Origin of the sequence: Brenneria corticis, assembly GCF_003115855.1 — a bacterium.
Taxonomy (GTDB): domain Bacteria; phylum Pseudomonadota; class Gammaproteobacteria; order Enterobacterales; family Enterobacteriaceae; genus Brenneria; species Brenneria corticis.
This window is the reverse complement of the sequence record NZ_KZ819098.1, coordinates 37,706-48,979: the sequence shown is the minus strand read 5'-3', so window position 1 is coordinate 48,979 and position 11,274 is coordinate 37,706. Positions and strand designations below refer to the sequence as shown.

The following is an 11,274-nucleotide window of genomic DNA, read 5'->3' as shown; positions in this document are numbered from 1 at the left end:
TAAACCCAGGTTTGCGCGACTTTCAGCCACATCGGCCAAATCAGATAAGTTCGCAGATTTTTTCATCGTGCTGTCGAGCGTATTCTGCGCGTTTGCGGCGGCGGCCTCTGCTGCATCTTTCGCAGCCGTTGCACTATTGGCGGCAGTGGTCGCTGATGCACTGGCGTTCTGCGCTGCAGTAACGGCGGCACTGAGATTGGCAGCATACTGTGCTGCGGCATCCCGCGCTGAAGCGGCGGCCGCAGCCGCATTCGTGGCGCTGGTGGATAGCGTCTGCATCGTCGCCAGTTTGGCCGTGACGTCAGTCTGGATCTCCTGGAAATAGACGATAATCTGCGGCGTTATGGATTGCTCCAACGCGGCCTGCGCCAGCAGGTCGTTTATCGTTGAGGGCGTGGTGTCGTTAGTGATCGACACGGAGCCATAAAGCATGTTCTGGCCGTTGGCCTGGATCGAAATTGAGTAGGAGCACAGCTCCAACGGTATCGAATACGCGCCGGCGGCATCGGTCGTTATCGACGCAGAAAAGCCGTTCAGCACGCTGTCGCCATTGGTCAGGGCGGTGAACGTGATTTCCGCATTGGGGACCGGCACGCCGGCCGGCGTCACCAACACGCCGCTGATCAATACGCTCATTGTGCACTACCTCCCTGCTGTTGCGGCGGCTGCGCCGGGGGCGCACCGGCAGTAGGCGCGTTGTCTGTCTGGGACTTGACACCCAGCAGGTCGACAAAGATCTGATAGTGCTGCGAGGATAATTGCGCGTTGGCGCCGCTCTCCGCGTCTTTGCCGAAGGCGCGGAACAGGATCCACTCCAGCACAGGGTTGATATAGAGCTCTTCAAGCGGGAACACCGTGTTCGCCGCCGGCGCCAGGTCGGCGATCGTGGCCGCACCAGGTAGACGGGATACGCTGATTTCCAACTGAGAGCCCGCCACTGCGCCGGGGAACACGTAAAACACACGCGGGTTTCGGGTATCGAAGATGTAGCGCTCAATGACACCCGTCCGGCTATACCAGTCAGGAAACTGATAATCCAACTGCTCGCGCCGGATCGGCATGACGCCCCGGCCACCCGTCACCCGCACAACTTCCAGCAGCCGCAACGCGCCGGCGGGCAACTCCTGCCGCGCGCCGGCAGCGCAGGTGAATGTCTCATCAGAGCGCCCGGCGTCGGGCCGAATGATAATGACGGCGTTGATGGCATCGTTGTAATAGTCGATAAGCTCGGACTTGGACCAGCGCAGCCACAGCGGATCGACAAGCTGCGCATTGGCCCGGCCGATAATGTCATTGATGGTGGTCATCAGTAGAACTCATGCGTGATAACGGGGTTGGGGATCCATGTTGTGCCGGGGCGGTCGAGCGCCTCGCGGTAAGCGCGGCGGTAGCCGTCAGTGAAAACTTGCTTGAAGTAGGCTGCGCGCTGCGCATCGCTCCACTCTTGCCCGTGCATCAGGTAAAGGCTTTCCAGTGCGCCGTGGGCAAGCGTTTCAGCCCAGTCATTGAATAGCACGTCCTGAACCTCGGTAGCGTCCCGCGTCGGGGCGCTGGCGAAGAACGCAACGATGCGTCCATAGTCAGCATTGAACTTCACCGTGCCAGCCGCCGATACAGTGAATGCTTTGCCGGCGCGCAACAGCTTGGCCGGCGCGCTGGGCGTGGTCACTTGATCGCTGTAATCGAGGATCTGAAACAGCTTAACTGCGCGTTGGGCAGCCCCGCCCATTAATGTGTAGACGGTGCCCGCCGTTACATTGTCAATTGTCTGAACATCGCGGCAATATAGGGATTCGCGGCAGAACGTGATGGCCGCTTCGATCAGCGATTCCCAGATCTGTAGATCCAGTGGGCCGTTAATGTAGCGACGGACCACGGGAATGAAGTCGTCAGGTGTCGCCATGATTTACGCCTCCGCTTTGGTCTTGATGGCTTCACGTACGCGGGCACGGAATTCATCAACCTTTTCCTGCGCGCCTTTCGTCAGATCCAGATCTTCCGATTCAACCAGCGTTGCCAACTGCGCGGAGGTGAGCTTCGCCAGATCGACTTCTTCGTCGCCGATTTTCACCACCCAACTATTGGCTGCGGCTTCTGCCTGCAGACGCGCCAATTCCTCAGCGGCCAGCGCGGCTTTGGCTTCCTCATCGGATGCCTGTTGATTCAGCGCGGCTTCTGCACTGGCGGACTCAACCCACACAGTCGGGAACGCCAGCAATTGATGTGCGATGTCGCTATCGACATCGACGGGTTTCAGACGTGGGAAAATAAGACGGCTACCGGTTACGGTATCGCGTTTCTGCTTCTTCCCGCCGATATAAGTGATTGAGATTTTCTCAGCCATTATTTTGATCCTTAAAAAGATGAAACCCGCGCAATGGCGGGCCTCATGGGGTTAACAGAAACGACGCTTAGTAGCCGACGGCCACATACTTGATGATGACCGTTAGCGAGCCGGTAGCTGCTGCGCCAGCGATGGTCGCCTTCACCTTCTCGCCCTGGGTAGCAGTAGTGTACGGAGCGACCGGCGTGGAGCTGGAGACCGCGGCGGCGGTGTTGAACGCCGGCAGCAACGCATGATCGCCAACGCTGATCGCCACGGTAGTATTTGCGCCTAGCGCAGCGCTGATCACATCCACGGAGTAGATGCGCGTGCCAATGGGCAGTTCCAGCAGTTCAACGACATCGCCGATTGCTGCGGCAGCCAGAGTGACCTGGCCTTCCGCGAGGGACAGATTGCCCTGCGGCCCCTGATAAACCGCGTCGCGAACGGACGGGGCCTGAATGATAGCCATAGTGTTTCTCTCCAGAATTCGGTTTATGAAGCGGACCGGAGCCCGCAAGAGGTGGCGGGGTTAGATCTTGATCGCCGAGTCAACGGCGATAACGCCATGGTCGTTGATGCGACCGGTCTTGTCCTGAAAGCGGATTTTTTTCAGTCCATTGATCCAGCGCACAGAGATCTCTTTCCGGTTGCCGTGATCTTTCGGCTCTTCGTGATAGCCGAAATGCCCTCCGCCCTCGCCCGTACCGTAAGCGTTCGCCAGTGCTTGGCCGCCCAGCAGCAGCGCGCGGTCGATGGTGGTAGCCGCCTCAATTTGGGATACCGTTGCCGCCGCGTCGTTGTTTGACACAGTAACGACAGATCCCGGATTGAATCGGATCGGCATCCCGGTGTACTTGCGCACCAGAACATTGCGCCACATCGCGCACTCGCCTTTGAACAGCGGGTGATCAAACCCTTTGCTGCGCTGAATGGCGCGGGTCATCATCGCCTGCCAGTCCTTGCCTCCAGTGCTGGTGTACCAGTCATTCCATTGACGCGGAGTGACATACAGCACGTAGAACGGATCTTCACCGGCCATCTCGTCCTTGCTCATCTTGACCGGCTGGAGCGGATGCGCCATTTCATCCAGGTACAGAGACAGATTGTCCACGACGTCCAGATTGAACAGATCGGCGGCATCCAGCCCAGAGAACGTGGTCGCGTCACCGGCGTAGAAGTGGCGATCGTACGTTGGGGGCGTTACATCGTTCACCAGGATCTTGCTAAACTCGGCGTGATTCTCCAGCGGTACGATGGTATCGTCCGCGATGAAATCGCCGCGGGCGCCAGCCAGATGGACGGTGGCGCACTGGTCCTGCAAGTCGTTGAAGTACGTCCCCAGCAAAACGCGAGCGGTTTTATTAAGGTTGTGCTTGTAGCGCTGCTCACTCATCTTGCCGCCGGCGTCGACCACATGGCGGCCCTGATTGATGCGTAGAGAGAAATCGGAGAAGTTCAAGTTCTCGCTGCGGCCATCCAAGTTCTCATCGCCCATCGTTGGGCGTTTAGTCAACTTGTGGACGATTTGCATGTCGACCTCATCCCCTTTCTGCTTCTGCAGGTCGGTGATGCGCACAACGGGCGCGGTGAAAGCGGTTTGTTTAACGCCCTTCTTGTCTGGCGTGACGGACTTGGGTGCTTCCGCCAGCTCGGTCAGGACGTTGACGAAAGAGCGATTGCGTTGGGATGCGGTAAATAGCGCGACCTGCATTAGCTTATTCGCTTGGGCGGTGGTAATCGTAGTCATATTGACTCCCTAGAAATGAAAAAACCCGCACAGCGGCGGGTTTATGGGGTTTCGGTCTTTCGTCAGATTTGTTCGAGCAACGCTTCAATCTGCGCGTCGGTCATGCCGGCGAACATCGTCTGTAACTGATCGGGATCTGCGTTCGCCGCTTGCTCGATCAGTGACGCGGATTGCGTTGCCGTCTGACCAACGTCTGACGGTGAAGCGGGTAATTGCGCGGCCGCTGTTGCTGTTGCCAGCGCGGCGGCAGCTTTTTGCTGAATTTCTTCGGCGGCCGGTTGTTTGGTATCCGTTACTGCCGGGGCTGACTGCTGCGCGTCCTGCTGTTGTGCAGGCTGATCAACGGCTTCGCCATAGGCGGCTCGGGTACGCTTCGCCACTTCCGCGAATCGTTCAGCTAACGGTTTGTCTTTCCATGCAGAGTCATTTTTGAGCGTCTCGTCGATGTGCGTTGCCAGCATGAACCGGTCTGGATCGCCTGTCTGCCACGCTTTCAGATCCGGCGTTGCGTCCAACGCCGCCATTACAGGGTTAGCACCGGGAGACTGCTGCGCCATCGGCGCTGCCGGCTGCTGACCTTGCAGGTATTCGATCTTCTGCGTCATGGCGTCCAGCACGGTCCCGATTTCCGGGAACGACTCTCGGACGCTGTTGATTTGCTCGGGCGTGATCTGGATCTTATCCGGGGTGGTGGCGGGCGTCATGCCTGCCGAGGCAATCTGGCGCGTAAATACGGCCAACTGACGCTTAGCTTCTTCCAACTCGGCGGCGGTTCGCTGATTTTCTTCGGCGATGCGACGCTTCTCAGCGCGTTCCGCTTCCAATACGTCGTAAGGAATGACGTGTTTACCGTCTTTACTCAGAATGCTTTTCGGCTGTTCCGCCTGCTGGCCCTGCCCTGCATCTTGCTGTTGCTCGGTAGTCGCGCCCGGCGTCGGCGTGTCGGTATTGGTATCGCCCGTATTCGACTGCGTTGCATCAGCCTGCCCGGCAGTTCCCTGCGCTCCGGTGTTCTCTGCTGCGACTGCTGTATTACCTGGCGCCGTGCCGGCATCATCACTGACGTCGACATCACCGAGTTTATCCAGCAGCGCTTCCAGTTCTTCCGGGGTTTCGTTACCCGTTAAATCCAGTTCTACGTTGTCCACTTATGACTCCTGCATGTCTATTTGTCGGATAGATCCGAAAGGTTGAGGCGTATCGCTGCCCATGCGAATAAGCGCTCTCATCAAAGAACGCTTATCGGTATGAACTCGGTTTCAAAAAAAACCCGCCGAAGCGGGCAAGGACTAACAGCATTAACGGGGATAATCCGGGTATAAAAAAACCGGAGCAGCTTTTTGGGCATACTCCGGTATCTTTCTGGAATTTAGCGCGTATTAACTTTAAACGCAAGACGGACGTTAGTTATTTGATATAACCGTTACCATTTATCACGGTAATCAAATGCCACCTGATAATCATATTTTGATGATTCAATCTGTTGTTTGAAATGCGGTTGTAACGTAAAAATCCAGCTATCAACCAAATCAAACCAACCGTCATTAATAACATTTTCCTTTGGTGCTAATGTTGACTCTATGATCGCATCATCATCACCCAGATCAGGAGAATACTCTTCACCAATGAATTCTTCTGTTTTTTTGTCAAACCACTGTAGATGTACTTTCAATCCCATGATTAATCTCCAATTTACAGATATTTTTTAATATTACGTTTAGGATCCGCAGGTTTCAACTGCTTCCCAGTTTTTGGATCAAAAGCCCCTAGATGCTGACCATCGCTAGCGCGATATCCTTCTAATTCACCGTGCTGAGAGTCCCACTCATAGATTTTGTTGCCCTTATCACCAATCCAGCGTGCTCGCTTACCTGCGCCTCCTTGTTTTGGCGTTTTCTTTTTACCAGGTTTTAATTCTCCTAATCCGTTAATCTCTTCTATTTTCGGTTCAGGATGATACTGATGCCCTTTATCTTTAACACCGTTGCGTTTTTTCTCATTTTCGTCCTTGGCTTTTTTCTCCGCATCTTTTCTGCGTTGTTCTGCATGTGTAATGGCTTGTTCTGCTTTGACAAGTTCGTTCTTTTCTTGCGCAATTTGCGCTGAGAGTTTGTTGATGTAAGATTCAGCCGCTGAATAAATAAACAATGCTTCTTCTTCAGGCAGTGCTTTTGATATCGGCGCTGCCTCTTGCTCGCGTTTAACCCCCTCAATCTGTCTCTTTGCGTCTAATATCTTTTCGTTAAGCGAGGCTATTTGCGCATTTATATTATCTCTATTTGTTTTTGCGTCACTGACATCTTTAACTCTTTCTGCAAGTTCTCGCTCCGCTACCGCCTCCGGGTGTTTTTTCAACCATTCCTGTTCGCGTTTTTTGGCTTCTTCAACCTGTTTCTTCTCTTCCTCTGCCGTCACAATCTTCGAGACAGATACATAAACCGGCTCATGATCGCTGCCAAAATCAACGAATGCATGATGTGTATCCGGAGCCGGAGTGGAAAGAAACGACGACACGGCCGGATTATCTCTCACTTTTGGAGGATTCTTAGCCTGGGCTGCCCGGGTATTTTCCAACTTAATTTGGAAAGCCGGTTCTCCGGCGAGAATTTTAGCTGAAAATACGCCGGATACTTTTGTCTTCTCCGCTTTAACTACCGGAATATTTGCAACAGGCGCATTTATTGCTGCTCGGGTAACGGTAAGTTGACGTTTGGATAGTGCAGGATCAATGACTGCTTGAGCCAGAACATTCGCCGGCGCAGTAGGTTGTTTCCCAATTTGGCTGACCGATAAACCCGTTACCAGGTTAGCCGGCAGCGTAGTAACGTTATAACCTTTATTCAATACTCCCTGTTTAGCCGCCAATTGAGCCAATTTTTCCTGCTGCATCTTGTTAAATGCCGGATCGATACTGTCTGGAGCAATACTCGAAGGCCACAATGCGCCTGCGGTAAAACCAAGAAGGCGCCCGGCAACGGGAAGTGCCTCGCTAAGAAGAGAGCTGATTTTGCCAAGACCGGTGTCAATTACCGCCGTATTAATCGTGAATCCCCATGTGCCGTTAATGGGATAAACGGTCATGGGCACTGCGACTGCCAGATACGGATTTACAACAGCTTGCTTTTCAGGGTTTTTACTAAAATCAACCTGCGAATCTCTACTGTCTTTATCGCTACCGCCACCGCCTTTCCGATCGTCCCCCACCGGCGAACTCCAACCTCCCCCGCCACTTACCGTCATCGTATCTCCATCATTAGGAGCACATAAACTGTATTTTATCATTGAGATTCTCCATGTGATTAAACACCAAAATACTGTATATAAATACAGTGTTACTTAATGATAAAAACTTTCATTGAGCAAGTCAAAGGTCTTTTATGAACGAGCGACCTAATCAGTACTATTTTGATAGTTAAGGAATTGCATCAACCTGGGCCTGGATGCTCTGCATCATTTCCACCTTCAGAGCGTCCACCTCCCGGTTCATTTTCTCCATATCCTGGAGGATGCGGCCGGTTTCCGCCTGCGTCTTGGCGTCATCAAAGCGCTGGCTGTTGGTCAGCGTCTGTTCACGCAGCGCGGCGGCGGCAATTTTTTGCGCCTCTGCTTCCAGCTTAGCAACCTTCCCGGCAATCTCACGCATCGCCAGTTCCTGCTGCTGCGCCTGCACCTGCTGTTGCTGCTGAGCGGCCTGCTGTTCTTCCGGCGTCATTTCGTCCGGTGCTTTCGGCGTACCCAAAGCGCTGCGGATCCGCTCGATAAACTCGGCCTTCTTCGGCACATCCAGCAATTCCACCCACATATCCAGCACCATCGCTTGTACCTGCGGCGGCAGGCCGGTAATAACCTGAGACATGCGTTCAGCCAACTGAGATTTGTATGCCGGCGTCTGCTGGATTGGCGCCAGCGCGATATGCGCGCGTAGGCGTGAAACGTCATTGTTCATGCCGCCGTCGGATTCCTCGTTGATGGTCACCGTCTTGCGGCGCCGCGGATCGTCGCGATTGGTCGTAATTTTATAGTTGCGGCGCCGGGTCAGATCATCAAGCAGGTACGACATCAGTAGTGTCCCAACCTGCTGGCAGGCGAATTGGTAGTTATCGTTGATCTCCGCCAACGTGGTGGCACCCTGTTCTACCAGGTTGCTGATCGCCACGCCGGACTTGGCGCCCGACTCCTGCCCAAGAAATGCCGCGTAAACACCCATCCCGTCCTGAATGAGTTTCATCGACTCCTGCATAACCTGGAACTGCTGCTGCGCCACCTGGAAATCCTGCTGAATGTTTATGGCATCCGCCGCGGTGGTCTTGAGATGGCGATGGGGATTCAGGTTGACGATGCCATCCGGCCGCTCGACCTGCTCAGCCAACTGCTCATCGGTCATATTGACCGCATCGACGTCTTTGATGATGCGTTTCGCCTGTAACAGCCAGGTCAATTTGATACGGCGGAAATTCACTTCATCCTGCGCGGGGATAGCACGGCAAGCCAGTCCGTACGGTGCGCCGCTTTTGTCTTTGCGGTAGCCCCAGAACGGCACCAGCGGAAACATGCCCTGCGGTGCGCAGCACGGCCGATCGCCGAGGAAATGAGGGCCGACGAACCACGCTTCACGGATCCGGCTAACTCGCGACATGGTGACTGATACCCGCCCGGTGGCCAGCGCCACGGCGTGCATGACGTTATTTTTGTCATACTGGATAACCCGGCCGTTTGATAACTCCAACACAGGCAACTGTTGATAGGTCCGGTAGTAGACCACCTGCAACATGACACGACGGCGGTTGGAACTCACCCATTCAGTATCCTTCCTGCTCCACTGCTGGTACTCATCATACGCACTGATGAGCGCCGACTCTTGGCCCTCGGCGATATCCGTATCAACAAACCCCACCCAGTCGTTGATCGAGTAGTCGATAACCTCTGCCATGTCGGGAAACGTCGCTTTAACTTCATCAACATCCAGCCAGCGCTTACGCATCAACCACCGGCAATCGCTTAGATCCGCTTCGCGGCTGTGCCAATCCCAGAACACCTCGTTTCGGTGGACCGTCCCGACTTTATAGCGAGGGCCAAATAGGTCAGGATTACGGCGAGCCTCAACCCACGACAGCCCCGCCTTGATCTGATCAGCATAAGCATCGCTGCGGGCCTTGTTCACGCCGGCCAGTCGGCAGGCGTCGGCAAACTCTGCATTGACCGCCTCGGCCAACTGCTCCATTTCCTCGTCCGGATCGTCCGCGATAACCAGCAGATCGGTGCGCGTCTTGGCTTCCATACCCAGCACACCGTCGATTGTGGGCGCAATAAGGTTATGCATCGTCAGCGGCTGCCCGCGCTCACGCAATTTTGCGACCACCTCCGGCGCCAGTTGATCGCCATCGTAATAGGCACAGGCGGTGTTCGCCGTGGTGCGCCAGTCTGGCTGCGCGTCGATATCAGCGCAGATATCGAGCAATTGCGTCTGAGTAAAACGGTCGCGATTATCCTGCCGCGGCGTGCTGCCCTCGGCTTCGATCATTGCTGTATTCATCAATGCGTCATCCAGTGATTGGGTTTGCGAATTGTAGCTTTCTGTCGTGGCCGCGCCGGCATGCGGGCACGCATCTCTTGTGCAATGGCGTAACTCATAACCTGGTCGTCATAGCAGCCTTCTTGCGCACCCATAGCGCCTTTGGCGTTGTAAACGTAGGTATTTAACTCGTTGATGGTGCCGATCCAGCGAATGCCGCTGGCGTTCTCACGCAGCAACGTCTTAAGTCCTTCGGTGATAACCGGCTTGCTCTGTTTGGTAGTAAGCCAACCCAGCTTCGGCGTCTCGTCGTCGTTGTCGCGGTCCAGATACTGCTCGGCGTAAATGGAAAAGACCGGGTAAATCTCGCGCAGCTTCTGCAATACTGCATGACCGTGGTTATTGCGCTCCGGCCCGATATAAGCGGTGTTGTACCATTTGCCAACGTGCGCCAGCAACTGAGCGAACAGCTCCGCGTCCAAATGGCCGAACCAGTGCGCCACTTGCTCGCCGGTGGATTTCTTCACCACATCAAATGATGACCAATCACCGCTTTCCAGCCCCTCGGCCACATCCGCGCCTATCGCGTAATCTTCATCCGGATCTGGCAATTCCCAGACCAGCAGATGATTTTGCAGCGTGCGCTGGAGTTCGTCTTTGCTGCCGTCTCGTAACGCCTGCACTTTGGTACGCTTGCCGGTTACCGGGTCCATATCGTAGACAATGCGAGGCGGTCGGGTTGCGCCCTCGGCTTTCATTACAGTAATGGCCTGGAACACGCGGCGGCCAGAAGTCAGAAACGCTTCCTGCGGCGTAGACGGGAATTCCTGCTTCATTTCCTCGCCTTGCTCAACCTCTTTGCGGACGTACCATTGCTTTTGCTCATCCGTCAGCGTGATGCGCATCGTAGCTTCCACCGCGGCGAAGTATTCCTGATGATATTTGCTCAGGCGTAGACCGCCGGCCGGCATCGGCGCGGAATATTTAGGATCCTGCCACCAGGCGTAGAAATGAAACTTGTAGTCCTGCATCGTCAACTCAACACCGGACTGAGACAACTCCAGCGCGCGGGTGCTCATGGTATGAAAATCGCCGCCGACACCTTCCGCCGTGGACTCGTCGAACACGATACAGCCGTCTTTGATGGCGTTCAGCGTACCGGTACGAACTTCTTTGGCTTTGGCCGGATACTTGGCGCAGATCTTCCCATGCTCGGAAATATGCAGGCGCTGGATGGTGCCGGAACGAAACGACGTAGCCACGCGGATCTTGGAACCGTGAGCAAATTCGATATGCCCACTGTTCGCCCCCTCTCGCCGCGATGCTACTCGGAAGCAGGCCCGCAGCCAGCCGGGCAGATTGTCGAACGGAATGGCGATCTTCGTGCTGAATATTTCCCCGGCCGCCTCCCTATCTTGGGCAATAATCCCGCATGACAGATTTTTGTTGAACAGCGCCTGGTCCAGCAGGTAGATATCGATGGCCGTAGAAAATCCAATCTGACGGGCTTTCAAAATGATATTGCGGTAGTGCATGGTCTCGAAAAGCTGGCGCTGAGCCGGCCGCATGCGGAACGTAACCAACAGGCCCTCTTCGTTGACCACCTTGTACAGGTTGTTCAATCTCCACCACGGATCCGCCAGGTGCGACTTGATAAACGCGATCTGTTCCTGTTCAGTCATGTCCGCG

General features: G+C 55.0%; 11 protein-coding genes. All 11 read right to left on the bottom strand.

Going from position 1 to position 11,274, the window contains the following annotated elements:
* On the bottom strand, window positions 1-636 hold a 636-nt coding region (locus DDT56_RS21725), incomplete at its 3' end, for a prophage tail fiber N-terminal domain-containing protein (protein ID WP_210417067.1).
* Window positions 633-1,307, bottom strand: coding sequence for a phage adaptor protein (locus DDT56_RS21720; RefSeq protein WP_136168462.1), 675 nt, complete (start codon window positions 1,305-1,307; stop codon window positions 633-635). The genes DDT56_RS21720 and DDT56_RS21725, both read right to left, overlap by 4 nt.
* Window positions 1,307-1,903: a hypothetical protein gene (locus tag DDT56_RS21715; RefSeq protein WP_136168461.1), complete on the bottom strand. Its 597-nt coding sequence runs from the start codon at window positions 1,901-1,903 to the stop codon at window positions 1,307-1,309. The genes DDT56_RS21720 and DDT56_RS21715 overlap by 1 nt, the downstream gene beginning before the upstream one ends.
* Window positions 1,904-1,906: 3 nt before the next feature.
* Window positions 1,907-2,344 (bottom strand): hypothetical protein, encoded by a 438-nt coding sequence (locus DDT56_RS21710; protein ID WP_136168460.1) that lies wholly within the window; start codon window positions 2,342-2,344, stop codon window positions 1,907-1,909.
* A 67-nt stretch (window positions 2,345-2,411) separates the two neighbouring features.
* Window positions 2,412-2,795, bottom strand: a complete 384-nt coding sequence (locus DDT56_RS21705) for a hypothetical protein (RefSeq protein ID WP_136168459.1) — start codon at window positions 2,793-2,795, stop codon at window positions 2,412-2,414.
* Window positions 2,796-2,855: 60 nt separating this feature from the next.
* Entirely contained in the window at window positions 2,856-4,073 is a 1,218-nt protein-coding gene (locus DDT56_RS21700; RefSeq protein ID WP_136168458.1) for a N4-gp56 family major capsid protein, read from the bottom strand.
* A 62-nt stretch (window positions 4,074-4,135) separates the two neighbouring features.
* The gene (locus tag DDT56_RS21695) at window positions 4,136-5,221 is read right to left on the bottom strand and encodes a hypothetical protein (protein WP_136168457.1); all 1,086 of its coding nucleotides are present in this window, start codon (window positions 5,219-5,221) and stop codon (window positions 4,136-4,138) included.
* A 275-nt stretch (window positions 5,222-5,496) separates the two neighbouring features.
* The gene (locus DDT56_RS21690) at window positions 5,497-5,751 is read right to left on the bottom strand and encodes a colicin E3-like toxin immunity protein (RefSeq protein WP_136168456.1); all 255 of its coding nucleotides are present in this window, start codon (window positions 5,749-5,751) and stop codon (window positions 5,497-5,499) included.
* A gap of 14 nt (window positions 5,752-5,765) precedes the next feature.
* On the bottom strand, window positions 5,766-7,355 hold the full coding sequence (locus DDT56_RS24900; protein WP_168197669.1) for a colicin-like bacteriocin tRNase domain-containing protein: 1,590 nt from the start codon (window positions 7,353-7,355) through the stop codon (window positions 5,766-5,768).
* Between the two features lie 130 nt (window positions 7,356-7,485).
* Complete coding sequence (locus tag DDT56_RS21680) at window positions 7,486-9,606, bottom strand: portal protein (protein ID WP_136168455.1); 2,121 nt, start codon at window positions 9,604-9,606, stop codon at window positions 7,486-7,488.
* The gene (locus DDT56_RS21675) at window positions 9,606-11,267 is read right to left on the bottom strand and encodes a terminase large subunit (RefSeq protein WP_136168454.1); all 1,662 of its coding nucleotides are present in this window, start codon (window positions 11,265-11,267) and stop codon (window positions 9,606-9,608) included. The genes DDT56_RS21680 and DDT56_RS21675 overlap by 1 nt, the downstream gene beginning before the upstream one ends.
* Window positions 11,268-11,274 lie beyond the last annotated feature (7 nt).

What these genes read in the sequence shown, in the direction of transcription:
- DDT56_RS21720 (WP_136168462.1), bottom strand. Translation starts at nt 1,307, where the DNA reads ATGACCACCATCAATGACATTATCGGCCGGGCCAATGCGCAGCTTGTC.
- DDT56_RS21715 (WP_136168461.1), bottom strand. Translation starts at nt 1,903, where the DNA reads ATGGCGACACCTGACGACTTCATTCCCGTGGTCCGTCGCTACATTAAC.
- DDT56_RS21710 (WP_136168460.1), bottom strand. Translation starts at nt 2,344, where the DNA reads ATGGCTGAGAAAATCTCAATCACTTATATCGGCGGGAAGAAGCAGAAA.
- DDT56_RS21705 (WP_136168459.1), bottom strand. Translation starts at nt 2,795, where the DNA reads ATGGCTATCATTCAGGCCCCGTCCGTTCGCGACGCGGTTTATCAGGGG.
- DDT56_RS21700 (WP_136168458.1), bottom strand. Translation starts at nt 4,073, where the DNA reads ATGACTACGATTACCACCGCCCAAGCGAATAAGCTAATGCAGGTCGCG.
- DDT56_RS21690 (WP_136168456.1), bottom strand. Translation starts at nt 5,751, where the DNA reads ATGGGATTGAAAGTACATCTACAGTGGTTTGACAAAAAAACAGAAGAA.
- DDT56_RS24900 (WP_168197669.1), bottom strand. Translation starts at nt 7,355, where the DNA reads ATGATAAAATACAGTTTATGTGCTCCTAATGATGGAGATACGATGACG.
- DDT56_RS21680 (WP_136168455.1), bottom strand. Translation starts at nt 9,606, where the DNA reads ATGAATACAGCAATGATCGAAGCCGAGGGCAGCACGCCGCGGCAGGAT.
- DDT56_RS21675 (WP_136168454.1), bottom strand. Translation starts at nt 11,267, where the DNA reads ATGACTGAACAGGAACAGATCGCGTTTATCAAGTCGCACCTGGCGGAT.